General features: G+C 59.5%; 14 protein-coding genes. 4 read left to right on the plus strand and 10 right to left on the minus strand.

Annotation, left to right across the window (positions count from 1 at the left end; translation table 11 throughout):
* Positions 1-84: 84 nt before the first annotated feature.
* Both TRM7557_RS04050 and TRM7557_RS04055 read right to left on the minus strand, forming a co-directional pair.
* Positions 85-1,056, minus strand: coding sequence for a TAXI family TRAP transporter solute-binding subunit (locus tag TRM7557_RS04050; RefSeq protein WP_058289135.1), 972 nt, complete (start codon positions 1,054-1,056; stop codon positions 85-87).
* Between the two features lie 95 nt (positions 1,057-1,151).
* The gene (locus TRM7557_RS04055) at positions 1,152-1,994 is read right to left on the minus strand and encodes a MurR/RpiR family transcriptional regulator (protein WP_235811388.1); all 843 of its coding nucleotides are present in this window, start codon (positions 1,992-1,994) and stop codon (positions 1,152-1,154) included.
* A 186-nt stretch (positions 1,995-2,180) separates the two neighbouring features.
* Here TRM7557_RS04055 and TRM7557_RS04060 point away from each other — a divergent pair, with 186 nt between their 5' ends.
* The 3 genes from TRM7557_RS04060 to TRM7557_RS04070 are packed head-to-tail and all read left to right on the plus strand — an operon-like array spanning position 2,181 to position 6,664.
* On the plus strand, positions 2,181-4,571 hold the full coding sequence (locus tag TRM7557_RS04060) for a GcvT family protein (protein ID WP_058289136.1): 2,391 nt from the start codon (positions 2,181-2,183) through the stop codon (positions 4,569-4,571).
* 33 nt (positions 4,572-4,604) lie between these two features.
* On the plus strand, positions 4,605-5,336 hold the full coding sequence (locus tag TRM7557_RS04065; protein WP_235811389.1) for a beta-keto acid cleavage family enzyme: 732 nt from the start codon (positions 4,605-4,607) through the stop codon (positions 5,334-5,336).
* On the plus strand, positions 5,333-6,664 hold the full coding sequence (locus TRM7557_RS04070; protein ID WP_058288950.1) for an aspartate aminotransferase family protein: 1,332 nt from the start codon (positions 5,333-5,335) through the stop codon (positions 6,662-6,664). Before TRM7557_RS04065 ends, TRM7557_RS04070 begins: the two co-directional genes overlap by 4 nt.
* Here TRM7557_RS04070 and TRM7557_RS04075 read toward each other — a convergent pair.
* From TRM7557_RS04075 to TRM7557_RS04085, 3 genes are read right to left on the minus strand one after another with little or no spacing between them, the layout of a single operon-like run.
* Positions 6,661-7,320: a class I SAM-dependent methyltransferase gene (locus TRM7557_RS04075; protein ID WP_058288951.1), complete on the minus strand. Its 660-nt coding sequence runs from the start codon at positions 7,318-7,320 to the stop codon at positions 6,661-6,663. The two genes, TRM7557_RS04070 and TRM7557_RS04075, sit on opposite strands and share 4 nt — an antisense overlap.
* Positions 7,313-8,542 carry a BtaA family protein gene (locus TRM7557_RS04080; protein WP_058288952.1) on the minus strand — a complete coding sequence of 410 codons (1,230 nt, stop codon included), beginning with the start codon at positions 8,540-8,542 and terminating at the stop codon, positions 7,313-7,315. Before TRM7557_RS04080 ends, TRM7557_RS04075 begins: the two co-directional genes overlap by 8 nt.
* A gap of 16 nt (positions 8,543-8,558) precedes the next feature.
* A complete protein-coding gene (locus tag TRM7557_RS04085; RefSeq protein WP_082626513.1) occupies positions 8,559-9,437 on the minus strand; it encodes a UDP-2,3-diacylglucosamine diphosphatase in 879 nt (292 codons plus the stop codon).
* 447 nt (positions 9,438-9,884) lie between these two features.
* Between TRM7557_RS04085 and TRM7557_RS04090 the strand changes: the two genes are divergently transcribed.
* Positions 9,885-10,733, plus strand: coding sequence for a flagellin N-terminal helical domain-containing protein (locus tag TRM7557_RS04090; protein WP_058288953.1), 849 nt, complete (start codon positions 9,885-9,887; stop codon positions 10,731-10,733).
* 105 nt (positions 10,734-10,838) lie between these two features.
* On the opposite strand, the gene nadC is transcribed toward TRM7557_RS04090, so the two are convergent.
* The 5 genes from nadC to TRM7557_RS04115 form a co-directional block, all read right to left on the minus strand.
* Entirely contained in the window at positions 10,839-11,687 is an 849-nt protein-coding gene (gene nadC, locus TRM7557_RS04095; protein WP_058288954.1) for a carboxylating nicotinate-nucleotide diphosphorylase, read from the minus strand.
* Position 11,688: 1 nt separating this feature from the next.
* Positions 11,689-13,251, minus strand: coding sequence for an L-aspartate oxidase (locus TRM7557_RS04100; protein WP_058288955.1), 1,563 nt, complete (start codon positions 13,249-13,251; stop codon positions 11,689-11,691).
* Positions 13,252-13,258: 7 nt separating this feature from the next.
* A complete protein-coding gene (gene nadA, locus TRM7557_RS04105; RefSeq protein WP_058288956.1) occupies positions 13,259-14,314 on the minus strand; it encodes a quinolinate synthase NadA in 1,056 nt (351 codons plus the stop codon).
* A 265-nt stretch (positions 14,315-14,579) separates the two neighbouring features.
* On the minus strand, positions 14,580-17,153 hold the full coding sequence (locus tag TRM7557_RS04110; protein ID WP_058288957.1) for a putative bifunctional diguanylate cyclase/phosphodiesterase: 2,574 nt from the start codon (positions 17,151-17,153) through the stop codon (positions 14,580-14,582).
* Positions 17,154-17,157: 4 nt separating this feature from the next.
* Positions 17,158-18,390, minus strand: a complete 1,233-nt coding sequence (locus tag TRM7557_RS04115; protein ID WP_082626504.1) for an ABC transporter substrate-binding protein — start codon at positions 18,388-18,390, stop codon at positions 17,158-17,160.
* Positions 18,391-18,480: the final 90 nt, after the last annotated feature.

An 18,480-nucleotide genomic window follows, 5' to 3' on the forward strand; every position in this document is an offset into this window, starting at 1 on the left:
GTCATAGCACCCTTCACCCTGAAATATGGTCGCGATCCCGGCGCGAACATTCCCGTCGGGCCCACAGCCTTTCGGTGGGTAGGATTACATCCAGCCTTGCTCTTTGTAGTATTTGACCGCACCGGGGTGCAGAGGCGCGGAGAGACCGTCTTTGACCATCTCTTCCTGGGTCAGACGACCAAAGGCCGGGTGCAGCTTTTTGAAGTCGTCGAAGTTTTCAAAGATGGATTTCACCAGCACATAGACCACTTCATCAGAGGCACCCGCATCGGTCACGAAGGTCGCTTTCGGACCCCAGGAGGCAATGTCGCCCTCGTTGCCCGGGTACAGGCCGCCGGGGATGGTGGCCGCGGCGTAGGCGGTGTTTTCCGCCAGAACCTTGTCGGTGCCCGAGGTGGTCAGGTCCAGAACTTTGACGTCGCAGGTGGAGGTCGCTTCCATGGTGGAGCCATTGGGCAGGCCCGCCGCCCAGATCGCCGCGTCGATTTTGCCGTCACACAGCGCTGCGGCCTGCTCAGAGGACTTCAGCTCAGCGGCCAGACCAAAATCATCCGGGGTCACGCCAGCGGCATCCATCAGAACATTGGCCAGAACGCGGGTGCCGGAACCGGGGTTGCCGATGTTGACGCGTTTGCCCTTCATGTCCGCGACAGAGTTGATGCCCGCATCCGCGCGCACCATCACGTGCAGCGGCTCGGGGTGGACGGAGAAGACAGAGCGCAGGCCGTCATAAGGCGCGTCGTCTTTGAAGGACCGCTGAGAATTCATCGCCTGAACCTGCACGTCGGACTGCACAACACCAAAGTCCAGCTCGCCTTCGCGGATGGTGCGGGTGTTGTAGACGGAGCCGCCGGTGGATTCCACAGAGCAGCGCACGCCATGTTCTTTGCGGCCCTTGTTCACCAGACGGCAGATCGCGCCGCCGGTCGGGTAATAAACGCCGGTCACACCGCCGGTGCCGATGGTGATAAAGGTCTGGTCCGCGGCCTGCGCCGCACCACCGAAGGCCAGGGCGCTTACTGTCGCAAAACCCAGCACTGTTTGTTTGATAGACATAGTCATAAACTCCCCTAACTCGACGCTGCAGAGCAAACATCTTGCGCGTCTGTTCCCACATCAGGGCCCAAACGGGAAAATCTGTCACGTAAAAACTAATGTTTTTTAGGGGCAGAGGAGTAGGCGTCGGTGTTACTTCGTAACGTTTCGTAGGATTTGATTCGAGCCATGGCCTCCGGCCCGCCCTGTTGGACCAAATGAGACACCAGCGCTTCGATCACTGCGGTTGCCCCCGAATAACAGGCGAAATGATGTGGCGACAAAACCGTCACCAGCATGACTTCGTCGGGCTGAAACGCCGAGGAAATGACTTCGCTGTCTGACAGCAGGATCAGCTTTGCGCCCCTTGCGCGCGCAAAGGCGCAGGCCTCGACCGTTTCGCGTGAGTAAGGGTCAAAGGTGATCGCGATCAGCACGTCTTCGCTGGTGGCATTGTGCAATTCATCTATGGCGCTGTTCATATGGCGCGGGATCAACTGCATGGAGGGCAGGGCCATGCGGCCCACATAATGTAGATAGTAAGCAAGGCCGTAGCTGGCCCGAACGGCGGTGATATAGACCGTGCGCGCGCTCAACAGCATCTCGACAATGCGGGCCATTTGTCCGGGGTTCTGATGCTCCAGCGAGCGCGTGACAATCGCGAGTGAGTTCTGCACCGCCTCTGACTGTGTTTTGCCGATCTCGCCTTTTTCGCCCAGGCTTTCGAGCCAGCCCGGCTGAGGCGTCGGGGCGGCGGTGTCGACCAGCGCCAGGCGAAAGGGTTCACGCAGACTGTCGTAGCTTGAAAACCCAAGGTGCTCGGCGAGTCGAACAAGGGTGTAGGTGCTGACGCCGGACTTCCGAGCTGTTTTTCGGATCGGGTCCAAGCCGAAGTCCGAGGGGTGGTCGAGGATGTATTTCGCAACCACCTGCAAGCGCGGGCTGAGGGCGGGAAGCATCTCCTTCAGCTCTGATATTGTTCTATTTTTCTTGGATGGATCCACGACGATTCGGACCTTTCTGATGCCACCTATCTGAATAACATACGTTATTTAAGGGCAAAGTTGACGTTTTTTCCCCGTGGGCTCAGTTCTAAGAGACAAATCGCCAAACTGGAAAAGGTGCATATGGCCATGGGACAGAACATGGATCAAAATTTGCCCGAACATGCTTCGGTCGTTGTGATCGGTGGCGGGATCATGGGGTGTTCCACCCTGTACCACCTGGCACAGATGGGCGTGAGCGATGCGGTGCTGCTGGAGCGCAATGCGCTGACCTCGGGCACGACCTGGCATTCGGCCGCGCAGGTGCGGGCGCTGCGTCATTCGCGGAACCTGACGCGCATGATCCAATATTCGGTGGATCTGTATTCCCGTCTGGAACAGGAAACGGGCCAGAATGTCGGCTGGATCCAGAAAGGCAGCCTGTCTATTGCCACCACGCAGGACCGTCTGACCCATGTGAAACGGCAGGAAGCCCTGGCCCATGCTTATGGGATCGAGGCGACGTCGATCAGCGCCGGTGAAGCCAAGGAACGCTGGCCTCTGATGAATGCCGATGATGTTCTGGGGGCGGTCTGGTCCCCCGATGACGGACGTGTCAGCCCTTCGGATGTCTGCGCGGCGCTTGTCAAGGCGGCCAAGGGGCTTGGCGCCAAGATCTTTGAACGCACGGGCGTAACCGGCATTCTGACTGAAAATGGCTGCATCAAAGGCGTCGAGACCACACAGGGCACCATTATGTGTGATGCAATCGCACTGTGCACCGGTCTTTGGTCACGGGACGCGGGCGCACTGGCAGGAGCTGAGGTTCCGGCACTGGCCTGCGAGCATTTCTATCTGCTGACCAAGCCGATCGAGGGGATTGTCGGCAATACCCCCACCCTGTCGGACCACGACAGCCACCTTTATATCCGCGATGACTCTGGCGGGTTGCTGGTGGGCTGTTTCGAACCCATGGGCAAACCCATCAAACCCGGCGTTCTGGACGAGACCTTTGAATTTGGCCTACTGCCCGAGGATTGGGATCATTTCGAGCCTATGATGGAGCTGGCGCTGAACCGTCTGCCCGCATTGGAAACGGCCGAAGTCAAAATGCTTCTGAACGGGCCAGAGAGCTTTACCCCCGATGGCACCTTCATGCTCGGGGAAACCGCAGAGACCAAGGGTCTGTTCCTTGGCTGCGGCATGAACTCCGTTGGGCTGGCGTCGGGCGGGGGCGCAGGCATGAACCTGGCCCATGCGATTGTGCACGGCCACACCGCATACGATCTGACCGAGGCGGATGCCAAGCGCTTTGCTCCGGTTTTCAACACCATCGACCACCTCATGGCCCGCGCGCCCGAAATTCTGGGCACGCACTATGAAATTGCATTCCCGGGCAAACAGCTCTCAACCGCCCGGGGCTTGCGCGCCCTGCCGCTGGATGCGGACTACAAGGCGGCAGGGGCGCATATGGGGCAGTTCTATGGCTGGGAACGCCCGCTTTATTTCGGCAAGACAGAAGAACCCACCCTGCGGTTCGACAAACCCGACTGGTTTGAAAATGTCGCCGCCGAAGTCAAAGCCGCCCACGAGGAGGCCGCGATCTTTGATGCATCCCCCTTTGGCAAGATCGACGTCCAGGGACCGGATGCCGAGGCCTTCCTGCTGCAGACCTGTGCGGGCTTCATGGCGCGTGCGCCGGGGGCTGTGATATATTCTGCAGTGCTGAATGACCGCGGGACCTTTGAAAGTGACATCACCGCCCAGCGCATCGCCAAGGATCACTATCGGCTGTTTGTCGGCACCAATGCCATCAAGCGCGATCTGTCTTGGTTCACCCGTGCCGCGGACGGCTATGATGTGACCCTGTCAGATGTGACCGAAGACTACGCCGTTCTGGGGCTGATGGGGCCAGAGGCAGCGCGAATTGCCCGCGAGCTTGGCGGTGATCTGGACGAAATCGGCTATTTCAAACATTCCGAAGCCACGCTTGCAGGGGTGGCGGTGCGCGCGGCACGGCTGTCCTATGTCGGTGAAGCGGGCTGGGAAGTCACTTGCAAGGCCGCTGACGCGCCTGCGCTTTATGCGGCGATGACCAAAGCCGGGGCCAAACCAGCAGGCCTGTTTGCCCAATCCTCCATGCGGATTGAAAAGGGCTTCTGTGCCATGGGTCACGAGCTGGACAGCGACGTGACGCCGGTGCAGACCGGGCTCGATTTCGCCACCCGCAAGAAAGGCGGGTTTACCGGTGCCGATGCGCTGGCCGAACAGCGTGCGGCAGGTGTTTCCAGCCACGTGATTTCGCTGGTCCTGGATGACGTAGACGCCGTGCCGCTGGGCCATGAGCCGATCTATCTGGAGGGTGAAATCATCGGTCAGACGTCCTCCTGTGCCTTTGGATACCGGATTGGAAAGCCGGTTGCCCTGGCGCATGTGTCCGAAGCGGTGAAAAATGGCGCGCGCGTGCAGATTGATATTGCGCGGCAGATGTTTGATGCAACTGTGACACTGGGGCCGCTTTTTGACCCCGATGGCACCCGCATGAAGGCCTGAGCGATGATAGCAGGAACCTCCATCCCGTTTGTTATGGTAGCACCCAACGGGGCCAGACGGACCAAAGCCGACCACCCGGCGCTGCCAATGACCCTGTCCGAGATCGTGGAGACAGCGCGCAGCTGCCACGCCGCAGGGGCGCAGGCGCTGCATCTGCATGTGCGCAATGACGATGGCTCTCACTCTTTGGACGCGGGCCGATACCGCGAAGCGCTGGCTGAACTGGCTGAGGCTGTGCCGCAGATGAAAGTGCAGATCACGACCGAGGCCGCGGGGATTTTTGATGTCTCGGCACAGGTTCAATGCCTGACCGAGGTCGCGCCGCGCTGGGCGTCTGTATCGGTGCGCGAGGTGGCGCGTGACGTGGAACTGGCGCCATCGCTTTATGCTGCCTGCGCCGAGATGGCCTGCGAGGTGCAGCACATCCTGTATGACGTGGATGACATCAAATTGCTGCAGCAGTGGCAGCAGCGCGGAATTGTGCGCCCCGGTCAGGACAGCGTGCTGTTTGTGTTGGGCCGATACAGCGCGGGGCAAGTGTCGTCCCCGGCGGACCTGCGTCCCTTCCGAGCGTCCCTTCCGGGTGTTGCGAACTGGATGGTCTGTGCCTTTGGCCCGGACGAACACGCCTGCCTTGCCGCCGCCGCACAAGAAGGTGGCGCCCTGCGCGTTGGTTTTGAAAACAGCCTGACCGCCGAAGATGGCAATCCCCACGCAGACAATGCCGCCTCGGTTGCGGCGCTTTTGAAAAGGATCGCGTTATGACCACCCGTTCCCATGTCTTTCCCCGTCATTGCCATGCAGAGCTGCCCACGGCCGTAGGCGGCGATGGCTGCTATCTGATTGACCAGAGTGGCAAGCGTTATTTTGATGGCTCGGGCGGGGCGGCGGTATCCTGTCTGGGGCACTCCAACGCGCGGGTGCGCGAGGCGATCAAGGAGCAGGTGGATCAGCTTGCCTTTGCGCACACAGGGTTCTTCACCTCGGATCCGGCGGAAGAGCTGGCAACGATGTTGATCGACAAAGCGCCGGGGGATCTGGACCGGGTTTACTTTGTCTCGGGCGGGTCCGAGGCGGTGGAGGCCGCGATCAAGCTGGCGCGGCAGTACCATCTGGAGCGCGGCGATGTGAACCGCCGCCATCTGATCGCCCGGCGGCAAAGCTATCACGGCAATACGCTCGGGGCGTTGTCCGCTGGTGGCAATGAATGGCGTCGCCGACAGTTTGCGCCGTTGCTGGTCGAAATGAGCCATATTGCGCCCTGCTATGAATATGCGGAACGAGACGCAGGCGAGAGCCTCGCGGACTATGGCCAGCGGGTTGCGCAGGAGCTGGAGGCGGAAATCCTGCGCCTTGGACCAGACAGCGTCATGGCGTTCATTGCCGAACCGGTGGTTGGCGCGACGCTGGGTGCGGTGCCTGCTGTGCCGGGGTACTTCAAACGCGTTCGGGAGATCTGCGACCAATATGGTGTGCTGCTGATTTTGGATGAGGTCATGTGCGGCATGGGGCGCACAGGACATCTGTTTGCCTGTGACGCAGATGGGGTCGCGCCGGATATCCTGTGCATCGCCAAGGGTTTGGGCGCGGGCTATCAGCCGATTGGCGCAATGCTGTGCTCCAACACGATCTATGACACAATCGCTGGCGGCAGCGGGTTCTTCCAGCATGGTCACACCTATATTGGCCATCCGGTGGCGGCGGCAGCTGGCCGCGCGGTTGTGCGCGAACTGCTGGAGCAGGACCTAATCAGCCGCGTGCAAACCCAAGGTGCAAAAGTCGAAGCAGCGCTGCGCGACCGTTTTGGTCAGCACGCCCATGTGGGGGATATTCGTGGCCGCGGCCTGTTCTGGGGGCTGGAGCTGGTTGAGGACCGCAGTGAGAAACGCCCATTTGCCCCAGAACAGGGCCTTGCGGGCAAGTTGAAGAAAGCCGCCTTTCATGCGGGTCTGATCTGCTATCCGATGCCGGGCACGCGCGACGGGCGTCGGGGCGATCATATCCTGCTGGCGCCGCCCTTCATTCTGGAGGACAGCGACATCGCATTCATGATCGATTGCCTGTCGCAGGCGCTGGGCGAGGTTCTTGATTAAGCCTCAGGACGTCGCAAAACGCCGTATTGTGCGTATCCGCGATACAGCAGCTGATGCTGGGCCTCTGCCCCGGTGTCGGCTGCGATCTGGTGCAGCTCGGCTGCCAGCTCCATGCGCGGAGTGACGTGGAATTTCTGCAGCCAGCGGCGCAGCAGCCGCGCAAACCACGCAGGCCAGCCGGATTGGTCGGCAAAGTCCACCACATGCAGTTCGCCGCCGGGTGCAAGTTGGCTGTAGGCCATGCGCAGCGCGCCTTGCCAGTCCGGGATCATGGAGATCCCGTAAGAGATAAAGATCCGGTCGAACTGGGGCTGGTCAAACAGCAGGGCAGGGTCAAAGTCACAGGCGTCAGCTTCGCACAGCTTGGCGCTTTCGCCCAGTTTTGCGCGGGCCGAGATCAGCATCTGCGCAGAAATATCGAGCCCATAGACCTGGCACTGCGGATAGCGGCGCGCGACCAGTTGCAGGTTGCGACCGGTGCCACAGGCCACCTCAAGCACATGCGCGCCCGCAGGCGGGGCCATGGCCGCGATCAGGTGGTCGCGCCCAAACAGATAGTATTTCCGCGTCACATCATAAAACAGCCGCTGATAGCGGTAGGTGTCATCCATGAGGGCGGCGTGAGGTTCGGTGCCTTCGGGGGACTGGTCAAACATCTGGCTGGCCCTCGAACCGGTAAAGATGCACGGCGCCATAGATCGCAGACCGGTCCGCCGCCGTGGCTGTGGCCGAGGCGGGTTCGTCATAGCGCCACTGCGCAAGCGTCGTGTCGTGGACACGACCGGGCAGGATATCGTCTATGCCGCCGGTGCGGAACAGGACCCGCGCGCCGGGCTTGGCTGTGCGGGTGATTTCGTCCCAGAGCGCATTGAGCTGTTCATCATTCATCCAGTCCTGCGCATCCAGCAGCACGTAGCAGTCTTTGGACGCAGTTGGGGCTTCGGCCAGAAGATCAGTGAGCGAGCGGTTCACAATGCGCCCGCGTCGAGCCGCCGTGCGCAACCTGTCAAAGTTTGCGGCCTCAAGATAGGGCGGCACCGATCCATCAGGCGCCGGGTCATACTGGCGGGCAAAGGCCTGCCAGGCGAAGTAGTTGTCGCGGATCGGCGCATCACACATGAGCTTGCGCACCCGTTCACGCAGCACCGGCAGCACGTCGCCATCGCCATCTGCCGCCAGTTTGTCATATTGAGCAGGTGGAATGCCCAGACCAAACAGCGATGCCCGAAACCCCGCGAGCTTGCGCACGATCCACATGTCAAACAGCGGTGCGATTTCGGCATCGAAATAGGCTTTTTGCTCTTCCAGCGTGCGCGCAGCCAGCAGCGGAGCAAAGTTCACACCGCCCAGACGCGCGACAAAATGGGTCGCACCAAGAAAGCGGCCCAGCAGCCCATGGTGGTAAAAGCCGCGTTCAAACAGGGAAATACGCGGACGGAAGGGGGTGTGCTCTTCCCAGAAGGCGCGCGCCTGCCAGTCCAAGGCCTTGCGGATATATTGCGTATAAAGCGCACGGTTGCTTTTGAGGTTGGCCTGCCCAAAGAACTGATAAAACGCGGCGTGATCCGGCAGGGTTTCCGCTGCGGCCAGCTTCAGCCTCCCAAGGGCCACATGGGCCGGGGACAGATCCACTGCGGTGACAGAGGCCGGGTTCGCTGTCAGGTAGGACATCATATTGCAGCCCCCCGACGCAATACAGACCAGATTGTCCGTCGGCTGGATATGCAAAGCGGCCATATCCGCGACCGGATCTTCCCAGATCTGCGGGTAGACCAGACCAAGAAACAAACGGGAAAACAGGCGCTCTAGGCGGCTGGTTGCGGTGTCGGATTCTTGAAGAACAGCAGAATCCAGTTGTGCCTTGGCTGTGGTGCTCATCGGGGGAGGGCCTCGTTCAGGAATTTTCCAGTTGGTCTTCGCCGTGGTTTTCGTCGTGGTTCTCGTCGCGATCCTCGTCGTGACCTTCGGCGTCTTGGGTGAAGCGATCGCGGCGTAGGCGGCGCAGTTTGCTGCGACGGTTTCGGGACTGGGCTTCGCGGGTCAGTTGCGCCCAGTCGATCAGGGCCAGCCGTCCGTCGGCTTCTTCGACCACTGCGGTGCAGCTTTCCACCCAGTCGCCGGTATTGACGTACAAGAGCCCATCCATTGGGCGGATCGCGGCACTGTGGATGTGCCCGCAGATCACCCCGTCATAGCCGCCGCGCCGCGCCTCGGCGGTCAAAACGTTTTCATATTCGCTGATGAAGTTGACGGCCTGTTTGACCTGATGTTTGGCCCATTTGGACAGGGACCAATATTGCCCGCCCCAAAGATGGCGCAGCTTATTGATGCGGGTGTTGAGCCACAGCATGAAGTTGTAGGCGCTGTCGCCCAGATGGGCGAGCCATTTGGCGTGGACCACAACCGAGTCATATTGATCCCCATGGGTGACAAGATAGCGTTTGCCATCCAGCGCAGTGAAATCCGCGCTCATTACGACCTCAATCCCGCCGAAATGCGTGCCCAGATACGACCGCAGGAATTCATCGTGGTTGCCGGGGATAAGATAGACGGATGCGCCATCATGGGCTTTGGACAGAAAGGCCTGCACCACATCATTGTGGGATTGCGGCCAGTCTGAACCTTTGCGGCGAATGCGCCAAGCATCCACAATATCGCCAACCAAATAGTAGTTGTCGGCCTCGTGATGTTTCAGGAAATCAAGAAGCAGTTCAGCCTGGCACCCTGGGGTGCCGAGGTGAATATCGGACAGGAAAATGTTTCTGTACTTCACATGCAACGCCTCATGACCGGGCCCCGTTCTAGCCCGTCAGGTTAACAGTAGCATGACGGCGGGATTCCCTAGGGTAAACCTTTAATTAATTCGGCGCTTCTTTTTGCCGCGCAAAGGGATTCGGTGGTTTTACGATGCGCTGCGTTCAGTCGATTTAGCTGCGATGCCCGGTTGAGTCTGTATTTTTTATGATTGAAAATCAATGGTTTATGGTCGATTTGGTGGGGGATCCGAACTGTTTGAATTGCATTTTAGATTTATAAAAATCGGTTTTAGCGTTTCGTTAGAACACATCCGACTAATTTCCTTCTTGCACGCCTCAAAGGGTGTGGCGCGGAAGCCGGAAGGTGGACGCAACAGTGTCGCTAAATGACGAACGAGAGCCCCACAACGGGGCAAGGATACGTACCGGAGCCAAAGTGCTCCTTGATCGAAGGAAACTGAGCTGTGTCCAGCATTCTGACCAACAATGGCGCAATGGTTGCGCTGCAGACCCTCAAGTCAGTCAACGATAGCCTAGATGAGACCCAGTCCGCCATCTCGACTGGTAAGGAAGTGGGCAAAGCCAAAGACAACGCGGCTGTTTGGGCAATCTCCAAAACCATGGAATCCGATATCGCTGGTTTTGAAGCCATCGAAGAAGGTCTGGCCATCGGTGAAGCAACCGTCGGCGTGGCCTCTGCTGCGTCTGAACAGATCGTAGAAAAGCTGAAAGAGATCAAGGAACTGGTGGTTTCGGCACAGTCTGAGAACGTGGAACACGCCACGATCCAGAACGACATCGACTCCAAAGTCGCGCAGATTGACTCAATCATCTCTGCGGCTCAGTTCAACGGTGCAAACCTGCTGCGCTCGGATATTGATGGCAATTCCACAACCAGCTTGGGCGTTCTGGCCTCTTTGGACCGTCAGGGTGCTGGTGGCACTGTGACCGCGGTTGAAATCGCTGTCGCAACCGTCGATTTTGAAGGGAACCTCGACCTGTCCGCTTCGCTGACGTCAATCACAGACTCTGCAACTGCGGCCCTCGCACTGGACGACATTGAGGTCCTGCTGAACGTGGCAATCGAAGGCGCGGCCTCTCTGGGTGCGGCTGCGGCCCGTCTGGAAGACCAGTCTGACTTTGTCTCCAAGCTGGTCGACTCCATGACCATGGGTGTGTCCACCATGACTGACACCAACATGGAAGAAGCCTCCGCTCGTCTGCAGGCGCTGCAGACCCAACAGGAACTGGCCGTTCAGTCGCTGACCATCGCGAACGAAGCGCCGGGCACCCTGCTGCAGCTGTTCCAGTAACAGATGGTTTGGACCGGGCGCTGGGGGCGCCGCGGTCCGACACCGCCTTCATTGGCCTTCAAACCGGCGTGGTTCGACCCCGCCGGTTTTACTGTGTTCAGCGGCCTAGAAATCGAGACCGAGGTCAATCGTGCGGGCAGAATGGGTCAAAGCCCCGGAAGAGACATAATCCACGCCGGTTGCCGCAATGGAGGCGATCCGCTCAAGGGTGACATTGCCGCTGGCTTCGGTCTTCATCCGGCCGGCCACCATCGCAACCGCCTCGCGCAGCATGTCATTGTCCATATTGTCCAGCAGCACCACATCGGCACCGCCCACTGCCAGCACCTCTTCCAGCTGATCCAGTCGGTCGACTTCGATTTCAACAGCCATCATATGCGAGGCTTGGGCTTTGCTGGCCTCAAGGACCGCACGCACGCCACCGGCGGCGGCAATGTGGTTGTCCTTGATCAGGATGGCATCCGACAGCGAATAGCGGTGGTTGAAGCCACCACCGTGCAGCACCGCCATTTTTTCAGCAATGCGCAGGCCCGGTGTGGTCTTGCGGGTGCAGGTGACACGGGTGTGTGTGTCTTTGGCCGCAGCCACGAAACCGGCGGTTTTGGTCGCGATCCCGGTCAAGCGCCCGGCAAAGTTCAGCGCAACCCGTTCCCCGGTCAGGATCGACGCGGCAGAGCCGTGGATTTCCATCAGGGTGTCACCGGCTTTGCAGCTCTGACCATCCGCAACACGTGTTTTCACCTTAAGCGTCGGATCAACCAGACGAAAAGCCAGCGCCGCGATCTGCATGCCAGACACAACCGCATCTTCGCGCGCATTCAGACGCGCAGCATAGGTGGTATCGGCAGGCACAACAGTGCGCGTGGTAATATCGCCGTAGCTGCCCAGATCCTCCATCAGCGCAGTGCGTACCATGGGTTCAAGGATCAGGTCGGGAAGGGCGGAATGGGTCATGTCAGGTCTCACAAACCTTGGCCCGCAGGGCGAGCGCTTCTGTCAACAATAGGCGAGAGCGGTGGCCGGGGCCGGGGTGGGCGTCGGGGAAATCCGACCGCGCATGCGCGCCACGGCTTTCTTCGCGCATCAAAGCGGCCGCCGCGATCAGCGTGGCTGTGGCGCTCATGTTCAGGAAATTCGGGTCATCCTGCTGTGCGGCTTCCAGACTTGCAATGCGCTGAAGCGCGGCGGTCAGACCCGCGCCCGTGCGCTGCACCCCCACATATTTTGTCATGCACTGGCGCAATTCGCGCACGGCATCTTCGTCCGTCTGCCGTCCAGGCTGGCCGAGGTGCAGTGTGACCGGATCAGCCGCATTGCCGACGGGGCACTGTGTTTGAATATCCAGCGCGCACAGGCGGGCAAACACCAATGCCTCGAGCAAACCGTTTGACGCCAATCGATTGGCCCCATGCAGCCCGGTTGAGGAGGCTTCGCCACAGACCCAAAGATTGCCCAGACTGGTCCGCCCATCCAAATCACAGGAAATGCCGCCCATGTGGTAGTGCGCGGCGGCGGCGACGGGAATTGGGTCTTTGACTGGGTCTATGCCATTGCGCGCGCAGGCCTCAGCCACGGCGGGAAAATCAGTCAAAACGCGCGCGCCAAGCGCATCCCGCGTGTCCAGCATCGGGCGGCGATCTGCCAGCCATTCCCTAAAGATCGCGCGGGCGACAATGTCGCGTGGTGCAAGCTCGGCGTCGGGATGCACCGTCTGCATAAACCGTTCACCGGTGGCATTGATCAGGGTCGCACCTTCCCCGCGCAAGGCTTCTGTGGCCAGGGGGGCAGGATCTTCGCCGACATCCATTGCGGTGGGGTGAAATTGCACAAATTCCGCATCGGCGATTTCAGCGCCCGCGCGGGCGGCCATGCCGATGACCTGACCCCGGATTCGGGGTGGGTTGGTTGTGGTCTGGTAAAGACCGCCAGAGCCGCCTCCGGCCAGCAAATAGGCCCGGCCCCGCAGCATCACAGGGGCGGATCCTTCAGGGGCAGAGGATTGGATCTCTACACCGCAGACTTTCCCATCCAGAACCTCAAGCCGGGTCGCCATGGTCCCTTCGAGCACCTGGATCCGGTCGGTTTGGCGGACTTCTTCGATCAAGGCGGCCATGATTTCTGCGCCGGCCTGATCACCTTTGACGCGGACCACACGGGCAAAGCTGTGCGCTGCCTCGCGCGATAGCACGTATGCGCCGTCTTCGGTGCGGTCAAACGGTGTGCCCAGCGTTGTCAGGTCAAGGATATGCGCGCGCGCTTCGCGGGTGACCAGCTGTGCGACCCTTGGATCAACGGTGCCGGCCCCTGCGGATTCGGTGTCGCAGGCATGAGATTCCGGGCTGTCGGCCGCATCCATTGCCGCCGCCACGCCCCCCTGCGCCCAGGCAGAGCTGGCGCCGTGGCCCAAAGGTTCTGGCGAGATCATCACAACCGGCAAAGGCGCAAGCTTGAGCGCGGCATAAAGCGCCCCCAGCCCGGCGCCAACAATGACGATCTGCTCGGTTTTAAGGGTGTCCATGTGCGGTTCAGATACCCAATTGGCGCGACAGGTCGATCATGCGCTGAACAGACAGGCGCGCTTTTTCTGCGACAGTTGCGTCGACCTCGACCTGACCTTCCATGCTGTGCAGCGACCACAGCACTTTTTCCAAGGTGATTTTCTTCATGTAGGGGCACATGTTGCAGGGGCCGACAAAGTCGACTTCGGGCAGCTCGTCCGCGATATTGGACGCCATGGAGCATTCCGTGATGAGCATCGCTTTTTCTGGCTTCTCATCGGTGACGTATTTGATGATGCCGCTGGTGGAACCCGAGAAATCGGCCTCGTCCACAACATCCGGCGGGCATTCAGGGTGGGCGATCAACCGGGTGCCGGGGTTCCATTCGCGGAAGTCGCGCAGGTCCTTGGCGGTGTATTGCTCATGCACGATGCACGAACCCTCCCACCAGACCACATTCTTCTGCGGCACATCGCGGGCTACGTTCTGCGCCAAGTATTGGTCCGGGGTCATGATCACCGTGTGGCTGTCCTGCGCGGCCACGATTTGCGCAGCGTTCGACGAGGTACAGCAAATGTCAGAGGCGGCTTTGACCTCGGCGGTGGTGTTCACATAGGACACCACAGGCGCGCCGGGATAGCGGCGGCGCATTTCCTCGACCCCTTCTGCGGTGATCGATTCCGCAAGGCTGCAGCCTGCTTCCATATCGGGCATCAGCACGGTTTTGGACGGGCTGAGGATCTTGGAGGTTTCCGCCATAAAGTGCACGCCGCATTGAACGATCACGTCGGCTTCCACTTCGGTGGCCTTGATCGCCAGCTGCAGGCTGTCTCCGACAAAATCCGAAATCCCGTGGAAGATTTCCGGCGTCATGTAATTGTGGCCAAGGATGACGGCGTTGCGCTCTTTCTTCAGGGCGTTGATGGCTTTGACGTAAGGGGCATAGATGGCCCAATCCGGCGGCGAGACCACCCGGTCCATGCGACCATAAATGTCACCCATGCTGGCAGCCAGTTCCGCCGACGGGGCCAGATCATAATGGTCAGCCAAAGTGGAACGCATATGCGACAGGTCGAGGGGCATCAGGCTAGTCTCCCTTTAGGGACGTGGCACCGAAGGGTTTTCAGGGGGCGAAAACGCGGCGCGTGGCGTCGGAAGGGGGCTATTCCGCTGTCGAAAAACAGCTCGGACCCGGACGCAAGCGCCAGACCGAGAGCCCCCGGTTGGTGTTTGCCGACGGGTTATAGGGGCAGCAAAGCCTGTGGTCCAGCGCGTTGCGCGTCTTTGCCTTCACGGAAATGACGTCTCGCGTGCCGGTTAGCGCCAACTGTTGCGGGTGGGCAGGGCCTCAGGCCCGTTTGTTGCGCGGGCTTATCGAGGGGTCTCGACCTTCGATAAGAGCCTTCAAGCCTTCGATCGGCTGTGGCCGTGCAAAAGCATAGCCCTGAAGCGTATGACAGCCCATTTCCGCCAGCACTTCGGCATGGGCCATTGTCTCAACTCCTTCGGCGGTGACTTTTAGGCCAAGAATGTCAGCCATCCCAATAATTTGCCGCAACAGTGCCCGCGCGTCTTCTGATTCCAGAATAGGCATGACCAACCGCTGGTCGATCTTCATAATGTCGGGGCGCAGATGCATCAGGCCAATGATCGACGCGTGGCCAGAGCCAAAATCGTCGATTTCAATGCAAACCCCGGTGTCGCGAATCCGGTCGAGGCTGAAACTGAACAAATCCGATTGCTCTTCAACCAGCACGGACTCAAGCACCTCAAACCCGATCCGCGGCGCGCCTTCCGGAAGCGATTCCAATAGATCAAAGACCTTTGGATTCTGGATGCGCTGGGCTGTGACATTAAACGACACTTTGGGAATGGTGATCCCGGTCCGTTGCAGGTTTGAAATCTCTGCCACGGCTTTGTCAAAAATAATGGCGTCCATGTCATCCACCACCGAAAGCTGCTCGGCAATGGGTAGAAACTGTCCAGGATGCATGACGCCCAAAGTGGGGGAATGCCAGCGCGCCAGTGTTTCAACACCGACGATGTCATGGGTTTGGGCATCAAACTGTGGCTGAAAATACGGGACAAATTCCCGGTTCGCGATGGCACGCCGGATTTCAAGCGCCAGTGTTCTGCGCCCGATGACCGTATCGTGCAGCGCCGGCGTGTAAAGACGAACGCGATCGCGTCCCATGTCTTTGGCCTCGTAAAGCGCGGCATCTGCCCCGATGGTGAGCGAGTCAATCGGAAGCAGCCCGTCGTGGGTGCTGGCAATGCCAAAGCTGGCGCCGACACGCACGGTTTTACCTTCAAAAGATGTGGGCTGGCGGATGCGCTCCAGCATGCGCTGTGCCACGGTTTCGCCAACGGCTGACGTGTTTCCAACGCCAAGCAGGATCACAAATTCGTCGCCGCCAACGCGCACGGGCAGATCCCCTTCTTTGGTTTCGTCGCGCAAGATATCCGCGACGCTGCACAGGACAAAATCCCCCGCTTCGTGGCCAAGCGTGTCATTGACGTATTTGAAGTGGTCCAGATCGATGCGCACGATGGTGGCATCATCCGGGTCGGTGGCTTTGCGGTCCTGCAACGCAAGGTTCAAGGCCCGTCGATTGGGCAAGCCTGTCAGCGGGTCATGCAGCGCCTGATATTCGATTTCCTGCTTGGCTTGGACGATGGCGTCGCGCTGTGCACGCTCTTGCGTGATGTCATGCGAAATCGACACAAAGCCGTAGCCTTCGCCATGTTCATTGGAGAGCGGCGAAATACCGATCGACACCCAATAGGAGCTTCCGTCTTTTCGGTAGTTCAACAGCTCCAGTTTGACGGGTTCTAGGTTGAGCAGCGCCTTGCGCATCAGCGCAATATGTTCGGGATCGGTCTCTGGTCCCTGCAGGACATCGCCCGGTTTTTGGCCATGAATTTCCTGCATTGTGAAACCGGAAAGCTGTTCAAACGCCGGGTTTGTCCAGGTCACGATGCCGCGAATGTCCGTGACAATAATCGCGTCATTTGCCCGTTCCGCGACAGCTGCCAGTTCTGCAAGATCCTTCTTCTGGCGTGCCAGACGCTGGTGCGGTTCGACAAGCGCGGCCCGCCCGGCGGCGGCAAAAACAGCGAATGCGATGACCAGCACAGTTGCAATCGCAGCCACCGTATTGGTGAACAGACGTCTTTCTGCGGCCCGAACACTGTCCTGATCCGGCTCCATGACAATGGCGAGATCCACCTTCTCCAATGCCGCCGAAACCGCCCCCTCCGCGAGCGGAACATGTCCAGCGTCCAGATCAGATGTATGCACCATGCGAATGGATTGAACGATCTCGCTTTCTGGAAAAACAGTGGCGCGATCGATTTCAAAGGTCGCCACAACCGCGCCTTCTACATATCCAGCGTGAAGGATTGGGGCCGTCAGCAGAACATAGGTATGCGCGCCTTGTTCCTGCAACACCACATGATGCAGTGCGGTCGGCGCCATCCCGGTGATATCTTCGACCAGCGCTTCGATTTCGGTTGTGTCAAACAGCGCGCGAATGTCGGGCTTGGGGGCATGAATTGCGATTTCCGCCCCAAGAATGTCATAGACCGCAACCCAAGACAGATCGTCCGGCTGATGCCCATTTTCCAGATATTGTGATACGATTTCTTTATTGCGGGCATAGCCCATGACGACGTTTGACACGTCCGGCGCTTTGCCGATGACCTCCAGCAGCAGCAGGTGACGCTCCAGAAGGGCTTCGAGGCTGCGCGCATCTGTTGCGACGCGGGTCTGAACGGCCTCGTTCTGCTGGCCCACCAAAATGGGTGTGGAGGTCAGTTTCACCGCAAAGGCAGATGACGTCACAGCCAGAAGGAAAATCAGGCAAATGAGAGACCAGAACCTGCGTTGAACTAGTGTCGAGGTGTCCTGGGGGTTGGCCATTCTGTTAATGCGCATGTTCCAGCCGTCCGTCCTTCCGGAACCGCGCGAGGCACAAATCGTCAATTCCCAGTGCCTCATGCCCATCCGCGTTGCCAGCCACATTGGCAGAGAATGGCGGGGCGTAACGCTTCAGAATGCCGTCGACAGGGGTATCCAAGGATAGAAGGGCCGTGCGCAGCGCCTGGCGCATGGTTTCAATGTTTTGACCGTCCCAGTGGGAATGGGAATGTGCCTGCTTGGCTGCGGCAACGATGACGCGGCCCAGGTCGTACCCATGAACGAAACCCGTTGGCGCAGGAATTTCAGCGAGCGATTGCGTCGTGGGCGCTGCACGGTGCAAAGCCGATTGCAGAACAGGATTTGCGGCCGCTTCCTGACGCAGTCCACAGGTCTGCAAAACCGTGATTTCCATATCACTGCGTGTTGTGTGCGGCACTTCATTGGCAAATTCCCCGCCCATAATGCCCCAGTGGCTGAAGATGCGAAGCTCGGGGAGCTCTTTATGCAGGGCATTCACCACGGTGGCTCCGTCGTTCCAATTGGCAAGAAGCACGGCGCAATCGGGCGAGGCCGCTCCGACGTCTTCGGCAAGCAACGCTGCGGCTGTGTCACTAATGCCAGAGGGAAAGAATGTGGCAATGGCTGGAGTTCGATCCCGCAGCGACAGGGCTTTGGTCAGTGACTTGCGGTTCGCCTGCCCCCAGCCTGTGTCCAGAAGAACCAGCGCGATCCGCGCGCATTGATTGGTTTGTTCCATTTGCCGCACGAAAAATTCGCCGGTCTGGCTGTCATCCACCGACAGGCGGAAGACCCAGTTTTCGTGACCTGGCGTCGCCCGGGTGATCGGCCCGGCCGCGGACCAGGGAAGCAGGGTCAGGATGCTGTTTTCGTTTAAATAATCCTTGTGGGTCAGATAGGGCGGCGAATGCATGCCCCCGATAATCGCCAAGGCGCGTTCGCTTTTGAGGTATTGCCCATAGGTGCGCAGAGACCGTTTTACGTTTGCGCGATGGTCCATCGGCACAACTTCGACCTGCTGACCGCCAAGTTCGAATCCCTCTTCTTCCAGAGCGGTGCGCAGGCCCAGTTCGATCGATTGGGCCGCCCTGGCGCTGATGGTGTAATCGGCATCAATCAGCAATTGCAGTGGCGGTTGCAGCGGCGTGGCATTGGCGGCAGGTATCGCCCACAGCCCCAAAACTAAACCGCATGTGACGAGGAATTTTTGCAGACCCATTTTACTTCACCAAACCGAAACTAGCAGATAAGGCGAGAGTGGAGGTCAAGCACTAATGGCTGGTGAAGGACCTGACATTAGGAAATATTT

This window comes from Tritonibacter multivorans (assembly GCF_001458415.1).
GTDB classification, from domain to species: domain Bacteria; phylum Pseudomonadota; class Alphaproteobacteria; order Rhodobacterales; family Rhodobacteraceae; genus Epibacterium; species Epibacterium multivorans.

Excerpts from the sequence above, each read along its gene's own strand:
- TRM7557_RS04115 (WP_082626504.1), bottom strand. The coding sequence starts at position 18,390 with ATGGGTCTGCAAAAATTCCTCGTCACATGCGGTTTAGTTTTGGGGCTG.
- TRM7557_RS04075 (WP_058288951.1), bottom strand. The coding sequence starts at position 7,320 with ATGTTTGACCAGTCCCCCGAAGGCACCGAACCTCACGCCGCCCTCATG.
- TRM7557_RS04100 (WP_058288955.1), bottom strand. The coding sequence starts at position 13,251 with ATGGACACCCTTAAAACCGAGCAGATCGTCATTGTTGGCGCCGGGCTG.
- nadC (WP_058288954.1), bottom strand. The coding sequence starts at position 11,687 with ATGACCCATTCCGCCCTTCCCGACCTGATCCTTGAACCCATGGTACGC.
- TRM7557_RS04065 (WP_235811389.1), top strand. The coding sequence starts at position 4,605 with ATGGTAGCACCCAACGGGGCCAGACGGACCAAAGCCGACCACCCGGCG.
- TRM7557_RS04060 (WP_058289136.1), top strand. The coding sequence starts at position 2,181 with ATGGATCAAAATTTGCCCGAACATGCTTCGGTCGTTGTGATCGGTGGC.
- TRM7557_RS04080 (WP_058288952.1), bottom strand. The coding sequence starts at position 8,542 with ATGAGCACCACAGCCAAGGCACAACTGGATTCTGCTGTTCTTCAAGAA.
- nadA (WP_058288956.1), bottom strand. The coding sequence starts at position 14,314 with ATGCCCCTCGACCTGTCGCATATGCGTTCCACTTTGGCTGACCATTAT.
- TRM7557_RS04070 (WP_058288950.1), top strand. The coding sequence starts at position 5,333 with ATGACCACCCGTTCCCATGTCTTTCCCCGTCATTGCCATGCAGAGCTG.
- TRM7557_RS04050 (WP_058289135.1), bottom strand. The coding sequence starts at position 1,056 with ATGTCTATCAAACAAACAGTGCTGGGTTTTGCGACAGTAAGCGCCCTG.
- TRM7557_RS04055 (WP_235811388.1), bottom strand. The coding sequence starts at position 1,994 with ATGCTTCCCGCCCTCAGCCCGCGCTTGCAGGTGGTTGCGAAATACATC.
- TRM7557_RS04110 (WP_058288957.1), bottom strand. The coding sequence starts at position 17,153 with ATGGCCAACCCCCAGGACACCTCGACACTAGTTCAACGCAGGTTCTGG.